The sequence below is a fragment of the Natronosporangium hydrolyticum genome (assembly GCF_016925615.1).
GTDB lineage: Bacteria > Actinomycetota > Actinomycetes > Mycobacteriales > Micromonosporaceae > Natronosporangium > Natronosporangium hydrolyticum.
Map to the genome: position 1 here is coordinate 3,543,219 of NZ_CP070499.1, position 25,614 is coordinate 3,568,832.

Here is a 25,614-nt window from a genome sequence, read left to right on the forward strand (position 1 = left end):
TGTGCGGGTGCTGACCTGGAATCTGTGGTGGCGGCACGGCCCCTGGCGACGTCGGCAACCAGCGATCGCGGCGGCGTTGGCGCAGTTGGCCCCGGACATCTGCGGGTTGCAGGAAGTGTGGGGTCGGGCCCCCGCCGGCCCCGGCGAGCCCAGCGACTCCGCGGTCGTCACTGACCAACCCCCGGACGACAACCTCGCCGCCGCCCTGGCGCAGCAGCTCGGCATGCACTGGTGCTGGGCCGGCCGGCCGCGGGTGGCCGGGCGCGCCGACGACGCCGGGTACTGGTTCGGCAACGCGATCCTGAGCCGCTGGCCGATCACCGACCCGGCGCAGACACCGCTGCCGGTGCCGGCGGGGCAGCAGCAACGGCTCGTCCTCCACGGCGCGATCGCCGCCCCCGCCGGCCGGCTGCCCTTCTTCACCACCCACTTCAGCCACCCGGCCGGCGCCTCCGCGCAGCGGGTAGCTCAAGCACGCACCGTCGCCGGCTTCGTCGCCACCCACAGCCGGCCCGACGACCCGTACCCACCGGTGGTCACCGGGGACCTCAACGCCGAGCCAGACTCCGACGAACTCCGGCTGCTCGGCGGCGTACACACCGCACCGGCCGCCCCCGGGGTGGTGTTGTTGGACACCTGGCGGTTCGCCGCCACCGACGCCGCCGGCGCGACCTGGAGCCACCGCAACCCGTACCTGGCCGACGACCCCTACCCCGACGCCCGGATCGACTATCTCCTGGTCGGCGTCGCCCGCGCCGGCCGCGGCCGGGTCCGGTCGGTCCAACGGGTCGGCGACACCCCGGTGGCGCTGCCCGGCGACCCAGAGGTGTGGGCCTCCGACCACTTCGGCGTCAGCGCCGACCTGGCCGACTGACTCGACCCCGCGTGGGATCTTCGCCACGGTGCGCGTTCCCAGCTCGAATCCGGGGTACCACTGGCCCATGACCAAGGTGACCGAGGCGATCGCCCGGCAGTGGGAGGGGCTGAGCCAGCTACCGGCGGCCGTCGCCCGAACGGGACGAGAACTCGCCCAGCCCGAGAGCCGGACCCGGACCACGGCGATCCAGATCAGCAAGGCTACCGCGGCCGCGATCGTGGCCTGGTATATCGCCGGCGAGCTACTCGGCAGCGAGGCCGCCTGGCTGGCCCCGGTGACTGCTGTCCTGATGGTCCACAGCACGGGGTACCGCTCGTTGGCCGAAGGGATGAAACGGGTGGTGGCGGTGGCGGCCGGGGTGGTGCTAGCCGCCGCCGTGGGTAACCTGCTCGGCCTCAGCGCGCTGGGGCTGCTGCTGGTGGTGCCGCTGAGCCTGCTCGGCGCCCGGCTCCGGTGGATCGGAGCCCAGGGCGAGTACATCGCGATCACCGCGGTGCTCCTGCTCACCTTCGGCGTCGCCACCGACCAGAACTTTCTGCTGGCCTACGTCACCGACACCCTGTTGGGCGCCGCCACCGGCGCACTGATCAACCTGTTCGTCTTCCCGCCCGCCTACCAGCGCAGCACCCGCGCCGCCATCAGCGACCTCGCCACCCACACTGCGGAGGTGCTGCGCGACATCGCTGCCGGCGCCCGCTCTGACTGGGACCACGACGAGGCCGACCGCTGGCACCGGCGCGCCAACCGCCTCGACGACGAGGCGCGAGCCGCCCAGACGGCGCTGGCATGGAACCGAGAAGGGCTACGGTACAACCCGTGGCGGCGACGCGACGACCGTCCCAGCGAGCATTACCAGCCGGCGGTCGACACGTTGTGGCACATCGCGATCGAGGTACGGTCGCTGACCCGTACCCTCCGTGACAACCTCCCCGGCGATGGTGAACGCGAGCTGCGAGACGAGGTACCGCCGCTCGTCGACGACCTGGCGCCGCTGTTGGAGTCGGCGGCTGAAGTAGTCGACACCTTCGGCGATGACCCGGTGGTCACCGACGGCCGGCTGAGCGAACCGGTCCGGGCCTCGCTGGGCCGTGCCGAGGAGCTCTTCCACGACATGGCGCAGCGGCTCCCACAGGCCGGCAGCCAGGCGCCGGAGGCGTACGCGGCCGGCGGCTCCACCCTGGAACTGGTCGGCCGGATCCTCAGCTTCCTACGCACCCTGGACCACGATGACCAGCCAGCTGACTCCGACGACCAGCGCTGACGGCTACTGGACGAACCACCAGGCCAGCAGCCCGCCCAGCGCCACGTATCCGAGCGCCACCGGCAACGTCACCCGCATGATCCGCCCCTCCTGCCCAGAGAGGCCGACCGTGGCCGCGGCCGCCACAATGTTGTGCGGGCAGATGATGTTGCCGACGGCCGCACCGAACCCCTGCGCTCCCAGCAGCGGCAACACCGGTAGCTCCGCGGTCTCGGCGGTGCTCTGCTGAAACTCGGTGAAGAGGACATTCGAGGCGGTCGCTGAGCCGGTGACGAAGGTGCCGAGCGCGCCCACCGCCGGGGCCAGCAACGGCCACCACGGGCCGGCCCCAGCCGCGGCTTCGGCGAGCTGGGCGGTCATCCCGGACTGGGACATGGTGAACGCGATGGTCACCATCGCCACCAGCGCCACCAGCACCCAGCCGAGCTGGCCGGTAGCGGTGGCGGCGGCGCCGCGGACCTGCCGCAGCGGCGCCCGTTGCACCAGGGCGCCGAGTAGGAAGGCGACGGTGAGCAGCACCGCCGGATGGTAGAGCGGCCGCACGTGCCCGGTGAAGGCGTCGAAGAGTCGCCACTCCACCTCCACCCCGTACAGCGCGTCCCGCACCGGCGGCACCAGCCGGCTCAGCAACACCAGCCCGACCAGGATCAAATACGGCGCGGCCGCCCGCACCACCCCCATCCCCGGTGGCGACGAGTCGTCCCCGGCCGCTCCGGCGCCCGGGCCCTCCCCGGCCCGGTCCGCCGAGTCGGCGTCGTCCGAGTCGGCGTGGTCGCCGCCCCCACCGGCCGGGCCGGGCGGAACACCGACCGGCACCGAGACCGCGACCGGGGTCGCTGGCGCGCGTCGGCGCAGTAGCACCACCAACCCGACGAAGCCGAGCGCCCCAAGCAGCGCCCCGCCGAGGGTGGGCAACTCCGGGCCGACGAAACGGGCGATCAGCCCGTACGGGATGAAGAACAGCACCGCTGCGGCGGCGCCCCACAACCACGGTGGCCGACCCTCGGCTGCCCGGCCGATCACCAGCACCACCACCGCAGCGAGGAGCCCACCCAAGATCAGGTGGTACGGCGCGGTCGCCCAGGCGAGCTGCCCACCGCTGTAGTCGGTGATCGTCACCTGGGCGAGCAGCGGGGTGCCGACCGCGCCGAAGGAGACTCCGGCGGCGTGTCCCACCATCGCCGCGACCACCGCGGCTACCGGCCGGAAGCCGGCCGCGACCAGGAACGGTGCCGCCAGCGCCACCGGCGTGCCGAAACCCGCCGCCCCCTCCAGGAAGAGGCAGAAGAACCAGGCGATCAGCAACGCTGCGACCCGGGGATCGGGCGTGATCCGCGCCAGCCCGGCCCGCAGCGTCGCGGTCGCACCGGTGCGCTGTTGCAGATGGTGGATGCCGAGCGCCGGTCCGATGATCGCGATTACGGTCAGACTGACGAACCCTGCCTCGGCGAGCACCCCGAGCACTCCGGCCGGGACCCCGAACGGGTCGGTGGGGCCGCCGAACCGGAAGGCGAAGATCGCCAGCAACAGCGTGCCGATCGCCGCTACCGTGCCGGCCCGCGCCGCCGACCAGCCGACGACCAGCATCAGCACCAGCACCGCCACGATCGGCAGCGCCGCGAGTAACGCCTGCACCAACGGTCCCTGGCTAGGCCAGCACGTCGGCGGTCACCCGGTGCAGTTCACCCTCATCCCGCTCGAACGCGGTGACGTTGGCCACTGTGGTCGCGGCGATGTTGCCCAGCGCCTCCTCGGTGAAGAACGCCTGATGCCCGGTGATCAGCACGTTCGGGAAGGTTATGAGCCGGGAGAAGATGTCGTCCCGCAGCATCTGGTCGGAGAGATCCTCGAAGAACAGATCGGCCTCCTCTTCGTACACATCCAGCCCGAGGAAGCCGATCTTGCCGCGCTTGAGCCCCTCGATCACCGCGGCGGTGTCCACCAACGCACCCCGGCTGGTGTTGATCAGCATGACCCCGTCACGCATCTGCTCGATGGACTCGGCGTTGATCAGGTGGTGGGTCTCCGGCGTCAGCGGGCAGTGCAGCGCCACCACATCCGACTCCCCCAGGACCTGCGCCAGCGGTGCATACTCCGCGCCGGCCTCCCGGGCCGCGTCACCTGGGTACGGGTCATAGGCGAGGACCCGGCAGCCGAAGCCCGCCATGATCTTGATGAAGCAGACACCGATCTTGCCGGTGCCGATCACCCCGACCGTACGGCCGTGCAGGTCGAAGCCGAGCAGCCCGCTCAGCGCGAAGTTGCCCTCCCGGACCCGGTTGTAGGCACGGTGGATCTTGCGGTTGAGCGCCAGGATCAGCCCGGCGCAGTGCTCGGCCACCGCGTGCGGCGAGTAGCCCGGCACCCGTGCCACGGTGATCCCCAGCTTCGCGGCGGTCGCCAGGTCGACGTGGTTGAACCCGGCCGAGCGCAGCGCCACCAGCCGGACCCCCTGCTCGGCGAGGCGGGCCAGCACTCCGGCGCTCAGATCGTCGTTGACGAACGCGCACACCGCCGCGCTGCCCGCGGCCAACGCCGCGGTCTCCTCCGACAAGCGCGGCTCCAGAAACACCAGCTCGTGCCCGGCCTGCTGATTGGCCGACCGCAGGAACTCCTCATCATAGGGTTTGGTACTGAACACTGCGACGCGCATCGCTCACCTCCACCCACGACGCTACCGGGTGGCGTCACACCCACCCCGGGCGGACCAGCCCCGCCTCGTAGGCCAGCACCACCAACTGCGCCCGATCCCGCGCCCCCACCTTGCCCATCGCGCGCGACACATGCGTCTTCGCGGTCGCCGGACTCAACACCAGCCGCTCCGCGATCTCCTGGTTCGACAACCCCGCCCCCACCAACGCCACCACCTCCCGTTCCCGGTCGGTCAGGTCGGCCACCTCCCGAGGTGGCGTGGGCGCGGCGGCGCGCGCCGCGAACTGCTCGATCACCCGCCGGGTCACGCTCGGCGACAACAGCGCATCACCGGCCGCGACCGCCCGCACGCCCCGCAGCAGCTCCACCGGTTCGGTGTCCTTCACCAAGAAACCGGCCGCGCCGGAGCGGAGCGCCTCGAAGACATACTCATCCAGTTCGAAAGTGGTCAGGATTACGATCCGCAGCTGCGCCAACGCCGGGTCCGCCGCCAGTTGCCGGGTGGCGGTCAACCCATCCACCCCCGGCATCCGAATGTCCATCAACACCAGATCCGGCCGGGTCTGGCTGGTCAACCGGACCGCCTGCGCGCCGTCGCCCGCCTCCCCCACCACCTCGATGTCGGGCTCCGCGTCCAGCAACGCCCGGAACCCGGCCCGAACCAACGCCTGATCGTCGGCGAGCACTACCCGGATCACCGCTCACCCCCGGCCGGCAGCGGCAACCGGGCCACCACCTCGAAGCCGCCGGCCGGGCGGGGCCGGGCGGTCAGACTCCCACCCCACGCCGCCGCCCGCTCCCGCATTCCGCTGATACCGCTGCCCTCGGTGACCGCTGCGAGGGGCGGGTTCGCACCCCCGTCGTCCTCGATCCGCAACACCACGTCGTCCTCCTGGTAGTCGATGCGTACCGTCGCGCTCGCCGCCGATCCGGCGTGCCGCCGCACGTTGGTCAATGCTTCCTGCACTATCCGGTACGCCGCCCGGTCCAGCTCGGCCGGCAACGTACGGACGGTGCCAGTGATCGACGTGGCCACCGCGATGCCCGCCGGTTCGATCAGTTCCGCCAACCGGGCCAACCCCGGCGCCGGGGTACGCGGCGCCGAGTCGCTTTCCGCCCCGAGGGTGGCGAGCACCGACCGGACCTCCCGCAGCGCCTCCGCGCTCGCTTGTTTGATCGTGCCCAGCGCGCGCCGCGCCTGCTCCGGTTGGTTATCCATCAGGTGCAGACCGACCCCGGCCTGAACATTGATCAATGACAGGTGGTGGCCGATCACGTCGTGCAGCTCCTGGGCGATCCGCAGCCGCTCCTCACTGGCGTGCCGCCGCTGCTGCTCGGCCGCGGCCCGCGCCCGTTCCTGCTGCACTTGAACGGCCCGCGCCCGGTGCATCGTGCCGGCCCGCGCCCACTCGGCCGCTGCCGCGAGCCCCACCGTCCAGGCCGCGATCACCAACGCGTGGCGCAGCCCCGGGCCGGTCAACAGCGCCCACCCGGCGTAACCCACCCCGGTCAGCGCCCACACCGGATAGCGGCGACCAGCCTTCACCGCCGCCACCCCGGCGATGATCAAGGCTACGAAGCTGGGGCCGTTCGGGTACTCGCCCACCCAGTACGCCAACGTCGCCGCCCCGGCCACCCCGAAGGTCACCAGCGGCTGCCGGTAGCGCAGCGCCAACACCAGTCCGCTCACCACCAGCAGCGCATACCCGACCGGGTCCAGTTCGGTGGGCTGGTTTCGGGCGGCCAGCACGCACCCGACCACCTGCACCGCCGCGATGACCACCGCGAGGCCGAAGGGGCTCCACGCTGGCCGCCGTCCCCGGCCCCACCAGCCCGGCCACGGTCCATGGCCCACCCAGTGGGAGTGGCCCGCCCAGTGTGCCTGGCGGTCGGGCACCCCGTGGTCGCCGGGCTTCCCGTGGTCGTCGGGCAACCGATGGCTGCGGCCCGCCCACGGCGGCCACGCCGGCCGATCCGGGCGCTTCGAACCGCCCGCGCATGCGCTGCCCATGTCAGCACCGTAGGCCACCCGTGACCCCGGCGACGTCGGTCGGTCGAGGTTTGCCGGTTACGCCGCCGGGCGCAGCCCTGCCGGCCCGCTACACCCCCGGGCGCAGTCCGGCCCGCGCCGGGCCGCCAGCGGACGCAGCGAGGAAGCCGCCGCCTACCCGACGCGCCCGGGGCCGGTTCAGCGAGACGCTGGAGACCACCGTGAGGAGGAGAGATGAGCGAACAACCACACCGCCGGTTCCGGGCATCCGACGCTGATCGCGACCAGGTGGCGGAGCACGTGCGGCAGGCGATGGCCGAAGGGCGGCTGAGCCTGGCCGAGGGCGAGGAGCGACTGGCCGCCGTCTACGGGGCCACCTACCAGGACGAGCTGGGGGCGTTCACCGAGGACCTGCCGCCCACCCGGCCCGCTTCCGGGGCCGGCGGCGGACCGACCGCCGCCCCCGGGGCCGGCGCGTCCGACACCCCGCCACCGGGCACTCACTCGGCTGGCGCTGCGGGCGGGTCCTCCGCCGACGGTCCGCAGCGCTGCGGACCGCAGCTCGGCACTGTCCCGCTCCTGCTGGTCACCGCCCTCGCCGGGCTGGCCACCGGCTGGGCGGTCCTCGGCGGCGGACCAGGCTGGCTAGCCATCCTGCTCGGGGTGTTCGCCCTGGTCGGCATCAAGCACCGCTGGTACGCGTACCTTCGCAGCCGCGGTGAAGCTGGCCATCCCCACCCCCGGTGGGCCGGCCGCCAGGGCTGGGGCCATCACCGAGGTTGGGCGGGGCACCGGGGAGCGGGGCACCAAGGCAGGGCGGGGCACCAAGGCTGGGCGGGACACCGGGGCTGGGCCGGAGACCGGCCGTAACGCCCACCGCACCCCACGCTCCGGCGAGCGGATCGCCCGGGCTCAGTCGGCGTTAGGGGTGAGCTCGATGCCGCAGGCGCTGGCCTCATCGGGGGTGTCGATGTCCTCCCCGGTTGCGACCTGGTCGCAGGCGACATCCACCAGCTGGGCGGCGCGGGCCAGCAAGTACGGCCGCACCCCGACATCGGCGCTGGCCAGGGTCTCTACACCAGCGAAGTGAGCCCGGCCCAGCAGCACCGGGTAGCTCCGCCGACCCTCGTAGGTGCCGCAGACCAGCGCCTCGGCGGACGGCTCCGCGCCGACCAGCTGAACCGCCTCCGGGGTAATCCCCGGCATGTCCACCGGCACCAGGATCACCGACTCGGCGCCGGCGTCGGCCACGGTCTGCAGCCCCACCCGCAGCGAGGAGGCCATCCCGGTGCTCCAGGCCTTGTTGACCACCACGGTGGCGTCGCTCAGCTCCGCCTCGGCCTGCACCTGGTCGGCGGCGGCGCCCAGCACCACCACCAGCGGCGCACAGCCGGCCGCCTGCATCGTCCGCAGCGCCCGCTCCACCAGCAGCCCGTCGCCGCTGCGCAGCAAGGCTTTTGGGCGGCCCAGCCGTCGACCGCTGCCACCGGCGAGCACCAGCCCGGCCACGCCCGCCAGTTGCGACGTGTTGCTGCTCAGCGCCAACCTCCCACCTGCGGTGATAGGGCCCGGGGCCGGCCCGGCGGGGCGCCCGCACCCGGCGACCGGCGAACCCTTCGGGAGCCTATCGGTTCAGTCGGCATCGGCATAACACCGGACGGCCGCCACGTCGAGCGGGAACCGGACCTCGGTGGCCCCGAAGAGCCACCGACCCGCCTCGACCGCAGCCGCCTGCACCGCCGCCACCACCGCCGGCACCTCGGCCTCCGGGCAGTGCACGACCACCTCGTCATGCTGGAAGAAGACCAGCTGGGCTGGGGAATCCGCCAGCGCCGTACGGAGCGTCACCAGCAACACCAGCGCCCACTCCGCGGCGGTCGCCTGGATCACGAAGTTGCGGGTGAACCGGCCTCGGGCGCGGGCAGCCGCCGCCGCCAGCTCCTCACGCCGGGCTGGCGGGCAGGTACGGCCGAGCCAGGACCGGACCAGCCCACCGGCCTCCCCGGTCTGCGCGGCCTGCTCGACGAAGTCCCACGCCCGCGGATACCGCTGCCGTAGTACAGCGATCGCTGGCAGCGCCGCGCCCCCAGTCTGCCCGTACATCGCGCCCAGCAGCGCCAGCTTGGCCTGCCCACGATCCCGGTCGAACGATTCGGCGGCGAGCGCGGCGTACAGGTCACCGGTGGCGGCGGCCGCGGTCAGCCCGGCGTCCTCCGACACGGCCGCCAGGATCCGGGGTTCCAGCTGCCCGGCGTCGGCCACGACCAGTCGCCAACCGGGGTCGGCCACCACGGCACGGCGTACCGCTTTGGGAATCTGCAGGGCGCCACCACCGCGCGTGGCCCACCGCCCGGAGACCACCCCACCGGGCACATACTCCGGCCGGAACCGGCCGTCGCGCACCCACGTGGCCCGCCACGACCAGCCGTGGGCGGTCCAGATCCGATACCGCTCCTTGAACTCCCGCACCAACGGTACGGCCGGATGATCGATCTGCCGCAGCGACCAGGCCCGCGTATCTGGCAGCGCGAACCCGGCGTGCGCGAAAGCCCGCCGCAGCTCCGCCGGTGACTCGGGGTGCAGCCCAGGGCTGTGCAGGGCAGCCGCGATCGCCGACGACAGCTCCGCTAACCGGCCCGGCAGCCCACCCACCCGGGACCGGGGTCCGAGCAGCTCCGCGAGCACCTCCTCGTGGACCGCTCCCGACCACGGCAGGCCGTCGTGTCCCAGTTCGGCGGCGGCCAGCGCACCAGCCGACTCGGCTGCCACCAGCAGCCGGAACCGCTCCGGGGCCTCGGTCTGCCCGATTCGGGTGAGCTGGTCGCGGTACCCGACGGCCAGCTCCGGCGTGGGATCGTCGGTCACCACCGGCGCGAGGTCGAACAGGCTCTCCTGGATCTGCCCGGGGGCCTGCGGCTCGGCCTGCGGCGGATCGGGCGGCACCGGCGCCCCGGCCCGGCGCGCCAGCAGCGCCGCCAGCGAACGAGGCTCGCCCCACCGGCCCGCGTAGCCGACCAGCAGCGCCTCGGTGAGCTGCAGATCGTGGCACCGGGCAAGCCGGAGCCCGGCGCGCAGCAACGCCGGATAGGTCGTTTCGGTCGCCGCCCACAACCAGCGTGGCCGCTCCCGCGCCGCAGCGACGGCGACCGCGGCGGCGAGGTCGTCGACCCGTTGCGCCGGGCCGGCCGGCTCGCCCTGGGCATCGAGCGGGCGCAGCCAGCCACCGCCGGCTCCGTCGCCGGCGACCGCTATCAACACGATCCCCACCGGCCGATCATGACCTAATTGACCGACACTCTCGGCGAGTCTGCTGACTGGCTCATGATCGGCGGGGCCCGCTCAGGGTCGGCGGTTAGGTACTGCGGGCGAGTTCCCAGCAGGCGACCGCCGCCGCGGCGGCGACGTTCAGCGAGTCGACACCGCCCTGCATCGGGATCGCCACCCGGCGGTCGGCCACCGCCAACGCCGCCGCGGACAGCCCTGCCCCCTCCGCGCCGAGCAGCAGCGCCGGCCGAGCCCGGTCGGCGGTCGTGAGCCGGTCCAGCGGCACCGCATCAGCGGCCGGGGTCAGCGCCAACACGGTGAACCCGGCCTGCGCAACCCGCGCCAGCCCCGCCGGCCACGGTTCGAGCCGCGCATACGGAACGGCGAAGACCTCGCCCATGCTCACCCGGACACTGCGGCGGTAGAGCGGGTCCGCGCAGGACGGCGACAGCAGCACCGCGTCGGCGCCCAGCCCGGCCACGCTACGGAAGATAGCCCCAAGGTTGGTGTGGTTGTTGATGTCTTCACAGACCACCACCCGGCGGGCGGTAGCGAGCAGCTCCGCCACCTCCGGCAGCGGTCGGCGATGGAACGAAGCCAGCACGCCACGGTGGACATGGAAGCCGGTGGTGTGCTGCAGCACCTCAGGGGAGGCCGCATACACCGGGGCGCCCGGCAGCTGCGGTGCCAGCGCGGCGGCCCGGTCCCGCTCGATCAGGTACGACCGCGGCGCAAACCCGGCCCGCAGCGCGCGCCGCAGCACCAGCTCGCCTTCGGCGATGAACAGCCCGTGCGGCGGTTCCCACTGGGTCCGCAGCGCCACATCGGTCAACGCCCGATAGTCCGCTAACCGGGCGTCGTCCGGATCGGTCACCGGCACCACACCGACGGCGGAGGCTGGAGATGCGGCCGCATCTCCAGCCTCGTCCAGACCGGTCCGGGTCAAGCTTGCTCGGACTGACGCTGCTCGCCAGCGAGCTCGGCCGAGGCCGGCTGGGCGTTCGCCGGTAGTTCCTTGCCGCGGGCACCGCCGCCACCCACGTTCTCCTCGGCCTGCCGGACGTCCTCCCGGACATCCTCGGCCACCTTGGCCGCCTCCTCGGCGGCGATCCGCGCCTCCTCGGCCACGGCCGCCACCGCCTCGTCCTGCTCAGCCTCGATCGGGCCACCGCCGGCGAGCTGGCCCAGGTTGCCCAGCGCCCCCCCGATGCCCTCCAGGGCTCGGGTCATCTCCGCCGGCACCACCCAGACCTTGTTGGCCGAACCCTGCGCGATCTGCGGCAGCGCCTGCAGATACTGGTAGGCCAAGACCTTGGAGTCGGGGTTGGCGACATGGATCGCGTCGAAGACCGTGCGGATCGCCTTCGCCTGCCCCTCCGCCTGCAGAATCCGGGCCTGCCGGTCACCGTCGGCGCGCAGCACCGCCGCCTGCTTCTCACCCTCGGCGGTCAGCACCTGCGACTGCTTGACCCCCTCGGCGTTCAGGATCGCCGCCCGGCGGTCCCGCTCGGCACGCATCTGCTTCTCCATCGCGTCCCGGATACTCGGCGGCGGCTCGATCGCCTTGATCTCCACCCGGGTCACCTTGACCCCCCACTTGCCGGTGGTCTCGTCCAGCTCCGCCTGCAAGTGCCGGTTGATCGTCTCCCGGCTGGTCAGCGTCTTCTCCAGGTCCATCGACCCGATCACGTTCCGCAGCGTGGTGACGGTCAACTGCTCGATGCCCTGCAGGAAGCTCGCGATCTCGTAGGTGGCGTCCTTCGGGTTGATCACCCGGAAGTAGAGCACCGTGTCGATCGAGACGACCAGGTTGTCCGAGGTGATCACCGGTTGCGGGGGTGAACTCCAGACCTGCTCCCGCATGTCCACTTTAGTGCGGATCCGGTCCACGTACGGCATGATCACGTTCAGGCCGGGGCCGAGCGTCCGGCGGTACCGGCCGAACCGTTCCACCACATCCATCCGCTGCTGCGGAACGATCCGCACCGCCTTCCCCAGCGTCACCGCCGCCAGCAGCGCGAGCGCCGCCACCACTATAAGTACAACTGCCTCCATCAGAGGGTCCCCTCCCGGTCGTCTTCGACCACATCACCAAACTCGTCCCGCCACACCAGCGCAGTAGTGCCCTTGACCTCGATCACCCGGACCCGCTCCCCCGGTTCGAGGATCTGGGTGGCGTCGTACACCCGGGCGTTCCACAACTCGCCCTCGATCCGCACCAACCCGCTCTCCTGGGTGACCTGTTCCAGCACGCTGCCCGGCGCCCCCTCCAACGCCTTCATGCCGATGGTCTCGTCCGCCCCGGCGATCGCCGGCATCGCATGCTTGCGGATGATCGGACGCAGCACGAACAGAGACAACGCCGAAACCGCCGCGAAGGTGACGACCTGCCCCACCACGCCCAGGCCCAGCGCCGCCGCGATCGCCGCCGCCCCTGCCCCCGCGGCGAGCATGAGCAGCACGAGCGTGGCCGTAAAGACTTCAGCGATCGCGAGCACGACCGCGAGCACAATCCACAACAGCACTGCCACTACTCGATCCTGACACGACCGGGCATTCCGCGCGAGCCGACGAATCGGACGTTACGCCCGGTAAGGTCGGGAACTCGGCGAAGATCGCCTGACAGGAGATGGTTTCGTGTCCGAATCCGCTGACCAGCTGCTCGATGAGACCGTCCGGGTGATCCGCCGGCTGGTCGCACAGGCACAGTCCGACGGCCGGGTGCCGACGCTCGCCGTCGGCGTGGCCCGCGGCGGCTCGCTGATCCATCTCCGCCGAGTCGGCGCCCAGCCGATCGAGGCCGACACCCAGTTCCGGATCGGGTCGATCACCAAGACGATGACCGCGACACTGGTGCTGCAGCTCCACGAGCAGGGTCAGGTGGCACTGGACGATCCACTCACCCGGTACGTGCCGGAGCTCCCGGTCGGCGCAGTGACGATCCGGCAACTGCTGGGACACGCCGCCGGCCTGCAGCGCGAGCCGGACGGCCGGTGGTGGGAGCGCGCCAGCGGGCAGGACCTGTCGACGCTGCTGGCGACGGTCGGCCCGGCGCAGCTCACCCGGCCGCCGTACCACGGCCACCACTACTCCAACCTCGCCTACGGGCTGCTCGGGGCGGTCCTCGAACGGGTCAGCGGGCAAACCTGGTGGTCCCTGGCCGAGCAACGGTTGCTCGGCCCGCTCGGGCTCCACCGCACCAGCTACTCCCCGCAGGAGCCGTTCGCCCGCGGCTATGTGGTCCATCCATGGCACGGCACGCTCCGGGAGGAGCCACGGTACGACAGCGGGGCGATGGCACCGGCCGGACAGCTCTGGTCGACCCTGTCCGACCTCGCCCGATGGGCCGATTTCCTAGCCCGGCCGGACCCGGCGGTGCTAGCCGCGGCGAGCCTCGACCAGATGTGTGTCCCGGTGGCGATCCGCGACCCGCACGCCTGGACCGCAGGGCACGGGCTCGGTCTGGCGCTGTGGCGGCATCGGGAACGCGTCTACGTCGGCCACGCCGGATCAATGCCCGGCTACCTGGCGGTGGTGGTGGTCGATCGGCCGACCGGGACGGCGGTGGTGGCCGCCGCCGACGCCTACACGGTGACCGGCGGCGGGCTCAGCGAGCTGGCGATCGGCACGCTGACCACGGTGCTCGACCGGGAACCGCCGGCACCGCCGCCGTGGCGCCCCGCGGCGCACGCGCCGCCGCCGGAGATCGCCGAACTCTGCGGCGGCTGGTGGTGGATGGGCCGGGAGTTCACCTTGAGCTGGCACGGCGACGCCGACGAACTGGTGATGTCGTCGGTGACCGTGCCGGGCGGCGCCACCCGGTTCCGACCTGACAGCGACGGGGCCGGCTTCGACCGGTGGCGCGGCGTCGCGGGCCCGGACGACGGCGAGATCCTGCGGGTCCTGCGGGACCCGGACCACGGCGGGGTGGTGGGTCTGGAGGTCGCCACCCTGCGCTTCCACCGCGCCCCGACCGACCATGGTTGACCCACCTCGGCGGCCGAGCACGTAGGCTTATCGGATGACGCCGGCAACCAGCGAAACGGCCCACGCCACCCGGCGCTCGGCGCGGTTCGTCGCCTGGGTGAGGGCGTGGCGGGCGGGCTTCATCCCGTACGACGATGTCGTCGACGAGATCGAGGCGACCGAGGATCACCTGCTCGCCGACGCCACCGCCGAGGGGGACGAGCGACCGTTGCGGGAGGCGCTGGCGACCTTCTCGTCCCTGCACCCCGACCAGATCCAGCTCGTGCTGCCGGCACCCGGCGACCCGCGCGGGTTGCCGGGCCCGCAGACGGCCTTCACCGGGGAGGCGTTGACCACCGGGGAGGGGGTGCTCGCTGGCGAGGTCGGCCTGGTGCCGGCCGAGCGACACCACACCTCCGGCTCCGGGGTCAGCTTCCGCAACGTGGTGTGGCGCGCCTTCCCGCTGCCGGCGGATGTGGTCGCGGCGCCGCACAGCGCCACCGCGGCCGAGGCCGAGGCCGAGCTCACCGGCGCGTTGGTCGAGGCCACCACCGCACTCACCGATCTGGACATCGCCCAGTGGCGGCCCGAGCTCGCTGGTGCGCTGGCGAATCTGCGCCGCCACGACAGCGAGGGCGAGCTGCCGCCGGTCTTCGAGCCGCGGGCTCGACGGCTCTACGCCCGCGCCAGCCTGCTGGACCGGGTGCTCGCGCTGGCTGGCGACACCGCGCCGGGCGGCGCGGTCAACGCGCTGGAGGCGCAGCAGCGCGACGCCGCGCTGCGACCGCTGGCGGCCGCCTGCCGGCGCGCCCTGGTCGCCGCCTGCAACGCCCCCCTCTCGTAATCGTCGGGGCGACGGCCGGGCCTGCGACCGTCCAGCACCCTCAGCCTCACCCGGGCTGGCAGGAGCTGCCCGAGCCCACCTCGAAAAGAATCAGCGCCACCGGCGCGAGGAAGCAGAGCACTAGCGGCGCTCGACACCGCCCGTTCGCGAAGCCGCGAAGCATCTCCGTCCACAGTACTGTCCTCGACAGGAGCCGGGCGGTTGCGCCGTGGCCGACGGGTCGATCATGAAACAATCGATGGTTGCTCTTCCAGGCTAGAGTGTTCTTGATTCGTCACCCTAGATGTGTCGAGGAGTGGTATTGGGGAGCAACTGGCACCGACGGGCAGCCGCCGACCGAGGACGAGGCAAGGAAACGACATGATCCATGGTGCTGCGGCCACCGGCCCGCCGCAACCGCCCCGGCCCGAATTGCCCCGGCCAGCGGAGTGGCCGGAGCGCCCGGGCCGGTCAATGGTTGGTGACCTCGTGTTCCTTGGGGTGCTCACAGTCTTCCTCGCCGCTATGGCCGCGGGGATGCTGGCCACCGGCGCCACCCAGGTCGCGGCGGTATTCCTCGGTATGACCACGCTGGTCGTTCTCGTCACGGCCGGCGTCGTTCCCCTGCACCGGGTCAGCCGGCGCGCGGTCGGTGCCATCGATGCCGGCACCGCCGCGCTCGGCGAGGCCGGGGTGCGGTTACGCTACTCGGCCTGGTGGTACACGTGGGTGCTGGTGCTGATCGCGAGCCTCGGCGCGGGGCCCGGTGCGCTGGCTCTGTACCTGTTCGTGGGTGGTGGCGAGTATCAGTCTCCACAGGTGGTCATGGCCCTGATCGGAGTTGTATCACTGCCATTCGCCCTCTGGTTCGGCTTCGAGGTGCTGCGCGGCGGGGTGACCCGCGGAGAGGTCCTGCTGACGCCGAGGGGTATCCACCACCGCGGAATGATCCACAAGGAGTTCGTCGCCTGGGAGGATGTGTTCGGGGTCGCGGCGGTCAGCCGCCGTGGCTTGCCGGTGATCCTCGTGATGGTGGCCCCCGGGCGGCTGCAGTGGGAGGCCACCAGCTCTTTGTCCATCGGACGCAAGCCCGGCGGACCGACCGACCTGACCCCTGTGGTGGAGCTGTCCATCTATCTCTTCCCGGTCGACCCGGTGCTGGCCTACCATGCGCTGGAGTACTACCGGACCCGCCGCGAGGCGCGGGCGGAGCTCGCCACCAACGCCGGCCCGCAGCGCATTCGCAGCGGCGCGCTGCTTAGCCGCTAGTCCGGTTCACCCGGTCAGACCTCCTCGATGAGATCGACGACCGACTCCACCACCCGGCTGGGCCGGTACGGGAAGCGGTCGACATCGGCGCGGTTGCTGATCCCGGTCAACACCAGGATGGTGTCCAGACCGGCCTCCAGCCCGCAGAGCACATCGGTGTCCATCCGGTCGCCGATCATCGCGGTGGTCTCCGAGTGCGCCTCGATCCGGTTCAGCGCCGAGCGCATCATCATCGGATTGGGCTTGCCGATGAAGTAGGGCTCCACCCCGGTCGCCTTCGAGATCATCGCCGCCACCGCTCCGGTCGCCGGCAACGCCCCTTCGCTGGACGGGCCCGTGGCGTCCGGGTTGGTGCAGATGAACCGCGCCCCATTGTTGATCAGACGAACCGCCCGGGTGATCGCCTCGAAACTGTAGGTACGGGTCTCCCCCACCACCACATAATCCGGATCGTGATCGGTGAGCACATAGCCCGACTCGTGCAGCGCGGTCGTCAAGCCGGCCTCACCCAACACGTACGCGGTGCCGTTGGGTCGCTGGTCGTAGAGGAACTGCGCCGTCGCCAGCGCCGAGGTCCAGATCGACTCCTCCGGAACGTGGAAGCCGACCCGGCTCAACCGGGCGACCAGATCCCGCGGAGTGTAGATCGAGTTGTTCGTGAGCACTAGGAACGGCTTACCGGACTCGCGCAGCCGGCCGACGAACTCGGGCGCCCCGGGGATCGGCTGACCCTCGTGGACCAGCACCCCGTCCATGTCGGTCAGCCAGGCCGCGACCGGTTTGCGGTCACCGGCCATCGCCGGCTCCGCCGCTCAGCCGCGGGGCGCGGACCGGCTCTGACAGCAGTGGCTGAGACAGGTATCCCACACCGGCAGCGTACCCATCCGACGGGCCGGATGGTCACCCTCCGGCACCATCCGTTCCTGTACGAGTTCGCGGATCATCGCGACGAACCGGGGGTCGGTGCCCGGGGTGGCGGCCCGCGCGTACTCCAGCCCCAGCTGCTTGGCGGTGTCGGCGGCCTCGGTGTCGAGGTCCCACATCACCTCCAGGTGGTCGGAGATGAAGCCGATCGGGCTGACCGCCACCGCGCCGACCCCCTGCTCGGCGAGGGTGCCCAGGTGGTCGTTGATGTCCGGCTCCAGCCATGGCACCTGCGGCGGGCCGGAGCGGCTCTGCCACACCAGGTCATACGGCAGATCGGGGGCGGCGGCCGCGGCCACCAACGCCGCCGTCTCGGCCAACTGGGCTTCGTAGCGCCCGCCCTCGGGACCGGCGCACTCGGCCATCTCCACCGGGATCGAATGGGCTGTGAAGACCAGCCGGGTCGCCTCCCGCGGGGCTGGCGCGAGGCTGGCCAACGCCTGCCGGACCCCGTCGGCGAACGGCTCGACCAGGCCCGGATGGTCGTGGTAGTGCCGCAGCTTGTGCACCACCGGGGCGCGCGGACCCACCGCCGCCCGGGCCGCCGCGATGTCTTCCAGATATTGCCGGCAGGACGAGTACGACCCGTACGGGCTGGTCACGAACGCGACCGCCGACTCGACCCCGTCGTCGCGGGCCTGGGCGAGCGTATCCGCGAGCATAGGATGCCAGTTGCGGTTGCCCCAATACACCGGGGTGTCGAGCTGGTGCCGATCGAACTCTGCCCGCATCGCGGCGAGCAGCGCCCGGCACTGATCGTTGATCGGCGACACCCCGCCGAAGTGCTGGTAATGCTCGGCAACCTCGGCGAGCCGCTCCGGCGGCACCCGGCGGCCCCGAGTCACATTCTGCAGAAACGGCAGCACGTCCTCGGGCCGCTCCGGCCCGCCGAACGACAGCAGCAAGACAGCGTCGTAGCCCACACGAGCTATGGTGCCAGATTCTGCTGCTCAGCCGCCCACCGCGTGGTAGCCCCCGTCGACGTGAATGATCTCACCGGTGGTCGCCGGGAACCAGTCGGAGAGCAGCGCCAGGATCGCCCGGCCGGCCGGCTCCGGGTCGGCCAGCTCCCAACCCAGCGGCGCCCGCTGCACCCAGCTCTCCTCGAACTGCTGGAAGCCGGGGATCGACTTGGCCGCCATCGTCCGCAGCGGGCCGGCCGCCACCAGGTTGCTGCGGATGCCCTTGGGGCCCAGGTAGCGGGCGAGGTAGCGGGAGGTCGACTCCAACCCGGCCTTGGCCACGCCCATCCAGTCGTAGACCGGCCAGGCCTGGCTGGCGTCGAAGGTGAGCCCGACCAGGCCGGCGCCGGGGCGCAGCATCGGCAGCGCCGCCATCGCCAACGACCGGTACGAGTACGCGGAGACGTGGACCGCGGTGGCCACGTCCTCCCACGGCGCTTCGAGGAAGTTGCCCCCGAGCGTGCTGGGCGGGCCGTAGGCGATCGAGTGCACCACACCGTCCAGCTCACTCAGGTGCGGCTGCAGCCGCTCGACCAGGCTGTCGAGGTGCTCCGGGTCGGTGACGTCCAGCTCCACCACCGGCGCCGGCTGCGGCAGTCGCTTGGCGATCCGCTCCACCAGCGACATCCGCCCATAGCCGGTGAGCACGATCTGTGCCCCATGCTCCTGGGCGAGCCGGGCGGTCGCGAACGCGATCGACTGCTCAGTGAGCACACCGGTAATCAGTAGCCGCTTACCGGCCAACAGTGCAGACACGTGGGGTCCCTCCTGGAGTCAGCGAATCGCCTGCGATCTTCTCACCCGACGATCAGTGCCCCATCCCCAGACCACCGTCGACCGGGATCACCGCGCCGGTTATGTAGCCGGCCGCGTCGCTGGCGAGCCAGGTGACCACGCCCGCGACCTCGGCCGGGGCGGCGAACCGCCCGGCCGGGGTGGCCTTCTTGTACTCTTCCTGCCGCTCTGGCGGCAGCGCGGCGGTCATTTCGGTGTCGATGAACCCGGGCGCCACCACGTTCGCGGTGATGTTGCGGCTGCCGAGCTCCCGGGTGATGGAACGGGCCATACCCACCAACCCGGCCTTACTAGCGGCATAATTGACCTGGCCGGGGCTGCCGTAGAGGCCGACCACGGACGAAATGAAGACCATCCGACCCCAGCGGCCGCGGACCATCCGGGTGGCGGCGCGTTTGGCGCACCGCCAGGCGCCGGTGAGGTTGGTGTCGACCACCCGGGTGAACTGGTCTTCGCTCATCCGCATCAGCAGCGTGTCGTCGGTGACGCCGGCGTTGGCGATGAGCACCTCCACCGGGCCGAGCTCACCCTCCACGGTCTTGAAGGCGGCGTCGACCGCGGCCGGGTCGGTCACGTCGCAGGTCACCCCGAAGGTGCCCGCGGGGGCTTCGGACCCGCGGTGGGTCACCGCCACCTGGTCACCCTGTGCGACGAACGCCTCCGCGATCGCCAGGCCGATCCCCCGGTTGCCCCCGGTGACGAGCACGGTGCGCGCCATCACGCCTCCTTAGCGCCGGTCGTTGTCGGGTGGGCCGGTGTCGTAGCCCACCGCCCTTGCCCGGATCCTACGGGGCACCGGGTTACCGGCCGCGCCCTCGGGTCCGAAAATGATCACGAAAGGGCGCCTGTTATACCCCCGGTACGGGTACTCGAAGTCGGCCACATGTCGCATTCCGGACTGGTGACCCTCCGGTGGCAGCGACCGGATCCGACGGAGAGCAGCGCGGCGGCTACGGCAGCCGGGGCGTCCACAACAGGCTGAGCCCACCAGCGGCGAGCGCCAGCAGCAGCGCCCCGGCCAGATACCACTGGGTGATCTCCTGCGGTACGGTCCGGTGGCCGATCGAGCTGCCCATGTCCTCGTAGACCGCCGCCAGCTCGGCCGCGCTCGCCGCCTCGTAGAATTCACCGCCGGTGGCTTCAGCGAGGAAGGCCATCTCCTCCCGGTCCACCGGCACCCGGTAGAGCTGGCCACCGATGTCCACCACCCCGTCGTCGGTACCGAAGGCGACGGTGGAGACCGGCACGTTCGCCTCGGAGGCCGCGGCGGCCGCCTCCTCCACCGTCCGGCCGTAGGTGCGGTACCCGTCGGTGAGCAGCAGAATTCGGGCCGGCGGCGGCCCGTCCGCGCCGTCGGGGGGCACCTGCTGGATCGCCTCGAGGCTGGTGAAGACCGCCTCCCCGGTGGCGGTCGCCTCGGCGAGAGTCAGCTCTTGGATGCCGCGGATCACCGCCGGCCGGTCGGACCCTGCCGGCACCAGCACATTCGCCGTACGCGCGAACGAGACCAACCCCAGATTGTGGCTCTCGGGCAGCTGATCGGTGAACTCGATCGCGGCCTGTTGCGCGGCGGCGAGCCGGGTGGGGGCCACGTCGGTCGCCTCCATCGAGAGGGAGACGTCGATCGCCAGGATCACCGTGGCCCGTTCGACCGGCTCCTCCCGGTCCACCGCCGGCCGCGCCATGCCGGTGGCCAGCGCCACCAGCGCGAGCAGGAACGCCGCCGCGGCCAGGTGCCGACGCCAGCCCAACCCGGCCGGCGCGAGCTGTTGCAGCAGTGCGACGTTGCTGAACCGGACCGCGTGGCTGCGCCGCCGCCACTGCCGCCACAGGTACGCACCGGCGACCAGCGCGACCGGCAACAGCGCCAGCAGCCACCACGGTTGCAGAAACCGGATCATGTCACCTCCCGGTCGAGCCCAGCGCCTCGCGCGGCCCCGCTGCTGCGGGCGTGCCGCCGGGCGGCGACGAACCGTACGATATCGGCCAGCCAGTCCGAGTCGGTACGCAGCCGGAGGTGGGCTGCGCCGGCCCGGCGCAGCGCCGCCTCGATCTCACCGCGTTGCGCGGCGGCCGCGGCGGCGTACCGCTCCCGCAGCCGCGGGTCGGCGGTCTGCACCTCCACCGTGGCGCCGCTCTCCGGGTCGAGCAGCTCCAGCACCCCGACGTCGGGCAGCGAGAGTTCCCGCGGGTCGAGCACCTCGATCGCCAGCACGTCGTGCCGGGCCGCCAGCTTGCGCAGCGGACGGCGCCACTGCTCGGCCGGGGCGAGGAAGTCTGAGATCACCACCGCGAGGCCGCGGCGCCGCGGGGGCCGGTGCAGGCTGTCGATCAGCGCCGCCAGGTCGACCTCCCCGGGCGGGGTGTCCGGGGAGGCGATGGTCCGCAGCAACCCCTGCGCCGACCGGCGCCCAGGGCGGGCCGGCAGCCGGCGCGGCGGCCCGGACCCGCGCGCCACCACCGCGCCGACCCGATTGCCGCCGCGGACGGTCAGGTGGGTCACGGCCGCGGCGGCGGCGAGCGCCAGGTCCCGCTTGAGGCACTGGGCGGTGCCGAACTCCAGGCTCGCCGACAGGTCCACCGCCAGCCAGGTCTCCAGCTCCCGGTCGGCCTCGGTAAGCCGAACATGCGGCACGGTGGTGCGGGCGGTGACCGGCCAGTCCATCCGGCGTACGTCGTCGCCGGGGTGGTACGCGCGGGACTCGCCGGCTTCGCTGCCGGGGCCAGGCAGCAGGCCGAGGTACTCCCCCTGCAGCAGGCCGTCGAGCCGGCGGGTGATGAGCAGTTGCAGCCGGGCCAGCACGGCTGGGGCGGCGGTACCGCCGACGGGTGGCGGCATACTCACCCGCCGGTCCCGATCGCGGGCGGGGGCGGCGGCACCACGGTGGCGTGCTGGCGGGGGGCGACCGCCGGCATCGGCACGGTCTGCAACACCCGGTTGACGACATGGTCGGCCGGCACGTCGTCGGCGAGCGCGTCGTAGCTGAGCACCAGCCGGTGCCGCAGCACGTCGGGGGCGATGTCGAGGACATCTCCGGGCAGCGCGTAATCCCGGCCCCGCAGCAGCGCCAGCGCCCGGGTGGCCCGGACGATACCGAGCGAGGCGCGCGGGCTGGCGCCGTACTGGACCAGGTTCGCCACATCGGGTACGCCGTGCTCGGCCGGGCTGCGGGTGGCCATCACCACCCGGACCGCGTAGTCGACCAGCGCGTTGTGGATGAACACCTGGTCCGCCTTGCGCTGCAGCGCGAGCAGGTCCTCCGGGGCGAAGATCACCTCCGGTTCGGGCGGGGACACCCCCATCCGGTAGACGATCTCTCGCTCCTCCAGGTCGGTCGGGTAGCCGACCACCACCTTCAGCAGGAACCGGTCCCGCTGCGCCTCGGGTAGCGGGTAGACGCCCTCCTGTTCGATCGGGTTCTGGGTGGCCATCACCAGGAACGGGTCCGGCACCGGATGGCTCTCGCCGCCGATCGAGACCTGCCGCTCGGCCATCACCTCCAGCAACGCCGACTGCACCTTCGCCGGCGACCGGTTGATCTCGTCGGCGAGGAGGAAGTTGACGAAGACCGGCCCTAGCTCGACGTCGAACTTCTCGCTGCCCTGCCGATAGATCCGGGTGCCGACCAGGTCGGAAGGCATCAGGTCGGGGGTGAACTGCACCCGGGCGAAGCTGCCGCCCACCACCGTCGCCGCGGTCTGCGCGGCCAGCGTCTTCGCCACCCCGGGCACGCCCTCCAGTAGGCAGTGGCCACGGGCCAACAGCGCGACGAAGAGCCGCTCGATCAACTGGTCTTGACCGACGATGACCCGCTTCACCTCGAAGAGCGCCCGCTCCAGCAGGGTGGCATCCTGGGCCGGGGTGCTACTCATGCGTCCTCCGCTGGGTAAGGGGCGTACGCCGGCCGGAAGCCGGCGACCGGTGTTCTTTCTAAGCCTGACATGTCGGCGCCGGCTGCCGGTTGGGCTGGCCGGGATTAACCAAACAGCGACCTGCGATACTCAACTGGTCAACCTAACCCGAACGTACGGCCGGAACCAGCCAAACGGACACAGTTGGCGGGTAGACATTGCTGGAGGTCAGGTGGGTACGATTCGAGCGTCGCCGGGCGGCTTCCCCCGTGGCCGCCCGGCGCTACTCATACCGATTAATCGGGTAACAGAAAACAGCTGGTCGTGCGGGTGATGATGCTAGATCCGAGCACGCCGCAGGACGGTCCGGACCAGCTCGTCTGCTCAGCCAAGGGGTGCCGCCGGCCGGCGATCTGGGCGCTGCGGTGGCACAACCCGAAACTGCACACCCCCGACCGGCGAAAGACCTGGCTGGCCTGCGACGAACACCGGCAGTATCTGAGCGACTTTCTCGACGCCCGCGGATTCCTCCGCGATGTGGCGGCGCTCGAGTGAACGAATAGGCTCGAACCGTGACCGAATCGACCGCGCCGCCCGCCGACCAGCCGCCCACCCGGGCACCTCACCCGCGGCTGAGCCCGCTCGACCCCTGGCCGAACACGGTGGTGTGGCGCCCGGTGTCCCGCCGCCTGATCGTGGTCGAACTGCTCCGGTTCGCGGTCTGGGTCACCTTCCTGGTGCTGATGGTGCTGCTCGCCGGCACCTTCGGCTGGCCGTTCGTCGCCGCCACCTTCTGGGTGCTGGCGGCCTACACGCTGCTGCGCGGCACCGCGATCGTCCGGGCCGTCTTCGCCTGGGGCTACGCCGAACGGGAACGCGACCTGCTGGTCCGGCACGGGCTGCTGCTGCGCCGGTTGTCGATCGTGCCGTACGCCCGGATGCAATTCGTGGACGTCACCGCGGGCCCGCTGGAGCGGCTGTTCAACCTGGCGACGGTGCAGCTGCACACCGCTGCCGCGGCCACCGACGCCCGGGTTCCAGGGCTGCCCCCGGACGAGGCGTCCCGGCTGCGCGACCGGCTCGCCGCGCTCGGCGAGGACCTGGGAGAAGGGCTGTGACGACGAGCGGCCCACCCCCGGGGCCACCACCCGGACCACCGACCGGACCACCGGGGCCGGCGGGGCCACCGGCCGGCCCGCCGGGGCCGGTGGGGCCACCGGCCGAGCCGGGCGCTGAGCCACCGGCGGGGCCACCCGCCGGGGCATGGCCGCCGCCTGACACCGGACCGGTGCCCGGCCCGCCCGTATGGCCGCCGCCATGGGGTTATCAGCTGCCACCGGTCCCCGAGCCGCGGCAGCGGCTGCACCCGCTCAGCCCGCTGCTGCACAGCGCCAAGATGCTGGCGCTGCTGATCGCGGCGATCTCGATCAACGGAGCGGCGCAGCTCGGGCTGGCGGGGTTCCTCGGCACGGTCGTCATCGCGACGGTGTTGGTGATGGCGTACTCGGCGGTGACCTGGCTGGTCACCGGCTACCACGTGGTCGGCCGGGAGCTGCGGATCTACGACGGGGTGCTGGTCCGGCGTACCCGGGCGATCCCGCTGGAGCGGCTCCAGGCGGTGGAGCTGGTCCGCCCGTTGATGGCCCGCGCCACCGGCCTGGCCGAGCTGCGGCTGGAGGTGGTGGGGGGCGGCAAGACCGAGGCGCCGCTGGCGTTCCTGACCGTCGCCGACGCCACCGCGCTGCGGAACCGGCTGCTGGCGCTGGCGGTCCGGGTCGGTGCTCCCGCCGCCGCGCCGGGTGGCCAGGCGGCACCGCTGGCCGGCGCCGCCGCACCCGGCGCCGCGCCGTCCGCTGTCCCGCCGCCACCCCCCACCGGGGAGATCCCCCCGGCACACCCGGAGCCGCCGGACCAGCCGGTGCCGCCGGCGCATCCGGCACCCCCCGACCAGCCGGTGCCGCCGGTACACCCGGGGTACCCCGCCCCCGGGTACCCAGCCCAGGGGTACCCGGGCTACCCGCCGCCGGGCTACCCACCGCCGGGCTACCCCGCGGCCCCCGCCCCGGCCGCTCCTGCCCCGCTCGCCGAGCGGCACCTCCACTCGGTGGTCAACCGGGACGTGTTGATCAGCCAGATCCTCACCCCCCAGGTGATCTTCCTACCGATCGCGATCGCGCTGGTCGTCACCCAGTACTGGTTCGGCGCCCGCGCCTGGTCGCTGGTAGTGCTGGCGAGCATGGCGGCGGCGGTCATCGGAGTGATCCAACAACCGGTCCGCCGGATCATGTCTGACTGGAACTTCCGGATGGCGGTCCAGGATCCGCCTCCGGGTAAACGCCACCCCGGCCTGCGCATCCGCAGCGGGCTCACCGAAACCCGCAGTCAGACCGTCCCGCTGAACCGGGTGCAGGCGATCGGCGTGACCTGGCCGTTCCTGTGGCGGCGCCGGCAGTGGTTGCGCAGCCGGCTCGACGTCGCCGGCTACGGCGTGGGCGAAGGTGCCGGCTCGGACCGGCTGCTGCCGGTCGGCGACCTGGCTACCGCCCGCCGGCTGACCTCAGTGGTGCTGCCGGGGATCGACCTGACCGACCTGCGACTGCGCCGGCCACCCCGACGAGCCCGCTGGCTAGCGCCGTGGCGGCAGCCGGTGCTGGGCATCGCGATGACCGACGAGGTGTTCGTCTCCCGCGACGGCCGGATCACCCGGGAGCTGGTGGTCGTGCCGTACCTGCGGATCCAGAGTGTCCGGTTGACCCAGGGGCCGATCCAGCGCCTGCTGGGGCTGGCCAATGTGTACGCCGACACCGCCGGTTCGCTGACCGCGGTCGGCTCACACCGGGAGCTCGGTGAGGCGCGCCGGCTCGCCGCCGAGCTGACCGCCCGCGCCCAGGCCGCCCGGGACGCCGACGCGGCGCTCACCGGCGCCGAGTCGACATCTCCGGACGAGAACGCCGACGGCACCGCCGACGGCGGGTGACC

25 protein-coding genes are annotated in these 25,614 nt (G+C 72.2%); 9 read left to right on the plus strand and 16 right to left on the minus strand.

What is annotated here, in order from left to right; translation table 11 throughout:
* Position 1: 1 nt before the first annotated feature.
* Positions 2 to 874, plus strand: a complete 873-nt coding sequence (locus JQS43_RS15730) for an endonuclease/exonuclease/phosphatase family protein (protein ID WP_239675146.1) — start codon at positions 2 to 4, stop codon at positions 872 to 874.
* A gap of 67 nt (positions 875 to 941) precedes the next feature.
* Positions 942 to 2,138 carry an FUSC family protein gene (locus JQS43_RS15735; RefSeq protein ID WP_239675147.1) on the plus strand — a complete coding sequence of 399 codons (1,197 nt, stop codon included), beginning with the start codon at positions 942 to 944 and terminating at the stop codon, positions 2,136 to 2,138.
* A gap of 3 nt (positions 2,139 to 2,141) precedes the next feature.
* On the opposite strand, the gene JQS43_RS15740 is transcribed toward JQS43_RS15735, so the two are convergent.
* From JQS43_RS15740 to JQS43_RS15755, 4 genes are read right to left on the minus strand one after another with little or no spacing between them, the layout of a single operon-like run.
* Positions 2,142 to 3,773: an L-lactate permease gene (locus tag JQS43_RS15740; protein ID WP_239675148.1), complete on the minus strand. Its 1,632-nt coding sequence runs from the start codon at positions 3,771 to 3,773 to the stop codon at positions 2,142 to 2,144.
* Between the two features lie 13 nt (positions 3,774 to 3,786).
* Positions 3,787 to 4,791 (minus strand): 2-hydroxyacid dehydrogenase, encoded by a 1,005-nt coding sequence (locus tag JQS43_RS15745; RefSeq protein WP_239675149.1) that lies wholly within the window; start codon positions 4,789 to 4,791, stop codon positions 3,787 to 3,789.
* A gap of 34 nt (positions 4,792 to 4,825) precedes the next feature.
* The gene (locus JQS43_RS15750; RefSeq protein ID WP_239675150.1) at positions 4,826 to 5,488 is read right to left on the minus strand and encodes a response regulator transcription factor; all 663 of its coding nucleotides are present in this window, start codon (positions 5,486 to 5,488) and stop codon (positions 4,826 to 4,828) included.
* Positions 5,485 to 6,801: a sensor histidine kinase gene (locus tag JQS43_RS15755; protein ID WP_239675151.1), complete on the minus strand. Its 1,317-nt coding sequence runs from the start codon at positions 6,799 to 6,801 to the stop codon at positions 5,485 to 5,487. The genes JQS43_RS15750 and JQS43_RS15755 overlap by 4 nt, the downstream gene beginning before the upstream one ends.
* A gap of 213 nt (positions 6,802 to 7,014) precedes the next feature.
* Here JQS43_RS15755 and JQS43_RS15760 point away from each other — a divergent pair, with 213 nt between their 5' ends.
* The gene (locus tag JQS43_RS15760) at positions 7,015 to 7,650 is read left to right on the plus strand and encodes a DUF1707 SHOCT-like domain-containing protein (RefSeq protein ID WP_239675152.1); all 636 of its coding nucleotides are present in this window, start codon (positions 7,015 to 7,017) and stop codon (positions 7,648 to 7,650) included.
* 42 nt (positions 7,651 to 7,692) lie between these two features.
* On the opposite strand, the gene JQS43_RS15765 is transcribed toward JQS43_RS15760, so the two are convergent.
* The 5 genes from JQS43_RS15765 to JQS43_RS15785 all read right to left on the minus strand — a co-directional run bounded on the left by JQS43_RS15765 (position 7,693) and on the right by JQS43_RS15785 (position 12,575).
* Positions 7,693 to 8,280: a nucleotidyltransferase family protein gene (locus JQS43_RS15765; RefSeq protein ID WP_239679456.1), complete on the minus strand. Its 588-nt coding sequence runs from the start codon at positions 8,278 to 8,280 to the stop codon at positions 7,693 to 7,695.
* A 132-nt stretch (positions 8,281 to 8,412) separates the two neighbouring features.
* The gene (locus tag JQS43_RS15770) at positions 8,413 to 10,038 is read right to left on the minus strand and encodes a bifunctional 3'-5' exonuclease/DNA polymerase (protein WP_239679457.1); all 1,626 of its coding nucleotides are present in this window, start codon (positions 10,036 to 10,038) and stop codon (positions 8,413 to 8,415) included.
* Between the two features lie 94 nt (positions 10,039 to 10,132).
* Positions 10,133 to 10,975 carry a TrmH family RNA methyltransferase gene (locus JQS43_RS15775; protein WP_239679458.1) on the minus strand — a complete coding sequence of 281 codons (843 nt, stop codon included), beginning with the start codon at positions 10,973 to 10,975 and terminating at the stop codon, positions 10,133 to 10,135.
* Between the two features lie 11 nt (positions 10,976 to 10,986).
* Positions 10,987 to 12,099: an SPFH domain-containing protein gene (locus tag JQS43_RS15780; protein WP_239675153.1), complete on the minus strand. Its 1,113-nt coding sequence runs from the start codon at positions 12,097 to 12,099 to the stop codon at positions 10,987 to 10,989.
* A complete protein-coding gene (locus tag JQS43_RS15785) occupies positions 12,099 to 12,575 on the minus strand; it encodes an NfeD family protein (protein ID WP_239675154.1) in 477 nt (158 codons plus the stop codon). Before JQS43_RS15785 ends, JQS43_RS15780 begins: the two co-directional genes overlap by 1 nt.
* A gap of 106 nt (positions 12,576 to 12,681) precedes the next feature.
* On the opposite strand from JQS43_RS15785, the gene JQS43_RS15790 reads away from it, so the two are divergent.
* The 3 genes from JQS43_RS15790 to JQS43_RS15800 all read left to right on the plus strand — a co-directional run bounded on the left by JQS43_RS15790 (position 12,682) and on the right by JQS43_RS15800 (position 16,102).
* Positions 12,682 to 14,031 (plus strand): serine hydrolase domain-containing protein, encoded by a 1,350-nt coding sequence (locus JQS43_RS15790; protein WP_239675155.1) that lies wholly within the window; start codon positions 12,682 to 12,684, stop codon positions 14,029 to 14,031.
* A gap of 34 nt (positions 14,032 to 14,065) precedes the next feature.
* A complete protein-coding gene (locus JQS43_RS15795) occupies positions 14,066 to 14,854 on the plus strand; it encodes a hypothetical protein (RefSeq protein WP_239675156.1) in 789 nt (262 codons plus the stop codon).
* Between the two features lie 360 nt (positions 14,855 to 15,214).
* Positions 15,215 to 16,102, plus strand: coding sequence for a hypothetical protein (locus tag JQS43_RS15800; RefSeq protein ID WP_239675157.1), 888 nt, complete (start codon positions 15,215 to 15,217; stop codon positions 16,100 to 16,102).
* A gap of 14 nt (positions 16,103 to 16,116) precedes the next feature.
* On the opposite strand, the gene JQS43_RS15805 is transcribed toward JQS43_RS15800, so the two are convergent.
* The 7 genes from JQS43_RS15805 to JQS43_RS15835 all read right to left on the minus strand — a co-directional run bounded on the left by JQS43_RS15805 (position 16,117) and on the right by JQS43_RS15835 (position 22,656).
* The gene (locus JQS43_RS15805) at positions 16,117 to 16,899 is read right to left on the minus strand and encodes an HAD-IIA family hydrolase (protein WP_239675158.1); all 783 of its coding nucleotides are present in this window, start codon (positions 16,897 to 16,899) and stop codon (positions 16,117 to 16,119) included.
* Between the two features lie 15 nt (positions 16,900 to 16,914).
* A complete protein-coding gene (locus JQS43_RS15810) occupies positions 16,915 to 17,949 on the minus strand; it encodes a ferrochelatase (RefSeq protein WP_239675159.1) in 1,035 nt (344 codons plus the stop codon).
* A 27-nt stretch (positions 17,950 to 17,976) separates the two neighbouring features.
* On the minus strand, positions 17,977 to 18,744 hold the full coding sequence (gene fabI, locus JQS43_RS15815) for an enoyl-ACP reductase FabI (RefSeq protein ID WP_239675160.1): 768 nt from the start codon (positions 18,742 to 18,744) through the stop codon (positions 17,977 to 17,979).
* Positions 18,745 to 18,796: 52 nt separating this feature from the next.
* Positions 18,797 to 19,501 carry a 3-oxoacyl-ACP reductase FabG gene (gene fabG, locus JQS43_RS15820; RefSeq protein ID WP_239675161.1) on the minus strand — a complete coding sequence of 235 codons (705 nt, stop codon included), beginning with the start codon at positions 19,499 to 19,501 and terminating at the stop codon, positions 18,797 to 18,799.
* A 232-nt stretch (positions 19,502 to 19,733) separates the two neighbouring features.
* Complete coding sequence (locus JQS43_RS15825) at positions 19,734 to 20,684, minus strand: VWA domain-containing protein (RefSeq protein ID WP_239675162.1); 951 nt, start codon at positions 20,682 to 20,684, stop codon at positions 19,734 to 19,736.
* Positions 20,681 to 21,622 (minus strand): DUF58 domain-containing protein, encoded by a 942-nt coding sequence (locus tag JQS43_RS15830; RefSeq protein WP_239679459.1) that lies wholly within the window; start codon positions 21,620 to 21,622, stop codon positions 20,681 to 20,683. The genes JQS43_RS15825 and JQS43_RS15830 overlap by 4 nt, the downstream gene beginning before the upstream one ends.
* 2 nt (positions 21,623 to 21,624) lie before the next feature.
* Positions 21,625 to 22,656: an AAA family ATPase gene (locus JQS43_RS15835; protein ID WP_239675163.1), complete on the minus strand. Its 1,032-nt coding sequence runs from the start codon at positions 22,654 to 22,656 to the stop codon at positions 21,625 to 21,627.
* Between the two features lie 312 nt (positions 22,657 to 22,968).
* Here JQS43_RS15835 and JQS43_RS15840 point away from each other — a divergent pair, with 312 nt between their 5' ends.
* The 3 genes from JQS43_RS15840 (at position 22,969) to JQS43_RS15850 (ending at position 25,612) form a co-directional block, all read left to right on the plus strand.
* Positions 22,969 to 23,190: a hypothetical protein gene (locus JQS43_RS15840; RefSeq protein WP_420847590.1), complete on the plus strand. Its 222-nt coding sequence runs from the start codon at positions 22,969 to 22,971 to the stop codon at positions 23,188 to 23,190.
* Between the two features lie 17 nt (positions 23,191 to 23,207).
* On the plus strand, positions 23,208 to 23,753 hold the full coding sequence (locus JQS43_RS15845) for a PH domain-containing protein (protein WP_239675164.1): 546 nt from the start codon (positions 23,208 to 23,210) through the stop codon (positions 23,751 to 23,753).
* Between the two features lie 212 nt (positions 23,754 to 23,965).
* On the plus strand, positions 23,966 to 25,612 hold the full coding sequence (locus tag JQS43_RS15850; RefSeq protein WP_338037187.1) for a PH domain-containing protein: 1,647 nt from the start codon (positions 23,966 to 23,968) through the stop codon (positions 25,610 to 25,612).
* The last annotated feature ends 2 nt before the right edge of the window (positions 25,613 to 25,614 follow it).

Excerpts from the sequence above, each read along its gene's own strand:
- JQS43_RS15735 (WP_239675147.1), top strand. The coding sequence starts at position 942 with ATGACCAAGGTGACCGAGGCGATCGCCCGGCAGTGGGAGGGGCTGAGC.
- JQS43_RS15745 (WP_239675149.1), bottom strand. The coding sequence starts at position 4,791 with ATGCGCGTCGCAGTGTTCAGTACCAAACCCTATGATGAGGAGTTCCTG.
- JQS43_RS15755 (WP_239675151.1), bottom strand. The coding sequence starts at position 6,801 with ATGGGCAGCGCATGCGCGGGCGGTTCGAAGCGCCCGGATCGGCCGGCG.
- JQS43_RS15760 (WP_239675152.1), top strand. The coding sequence starts at position 7,015 with ATGAGCGAACAACCACACCGCCGGTTCCGGGCATCCGACGCTGATCGC.
- JQS43_RS15780 (WP_239675153.1), bottom strand. The coding sequence starts at position 12,099 with ATGGAGGCAGTTGTACTTATAGTGGTGGCGGCGCTCGCGCTGCTGGCG.
- JQS43_RS15795 (WP_239675156.1), top strand. The coding sequence starts at position 14,066 with ATGACGCCGGCAACCAGCGAAACGGCCCACGCCACCCGGCGCTCGGCG.
- JQS43_RS15800 (WP_239675157.1), top strand. The coding sequence starts at position 15,215 with ATGATCCATGGTGCTGCGGCCACCGGCCCGCCGCAACCGCCCCGGCCC.
- JQS43_RS15805 (WP_239675158.1), bottom strand. The coding sequence starts at position 16,899 with ATGGCCGGTGACCGCAAACCGGTCGCGGCCTGGCTGACCGACATGGAC.
- fabG (WP_239675161.1), bottom strand. The coding sequence starts at position 19,501 with ATGGCGCGCACCGTGCTCGTCACCGGGGGCAACCGGGGGATCGGCCTG.
- JQS43_RS15825 (WP_239675162.1), bottom strand. The coding sequence starts at position 20,684 with ATGATCCGGTTTCTGCAACCGTGGTGGCTGCTGGCGCTGTTGCCGGTC.
- JQS43_RS15830 (WP_239679459.1), bottom strand. The coding sequence starts at position 21,622 with ATGCCGCCACCCGTCGGCGGTACCGCCGCCCCAGCCGTGCTGGCCCGG.
- JQS43_RS15835 (WP_239675163.1), bottom strand. The coding sequence starts at position 22,656 with ATGAGTAGCACCCCGGCCCAGGATGCCACCCTGCTGGAGCGGGCGCTC.
- JQS43_RS15840 (WP_420847590.1), top strand. The coding sequence starts at position 22,969 with ATGATGCTAGATCCGAGCACGCCGCAGGACGGTCCGGACCAGCTCGTC.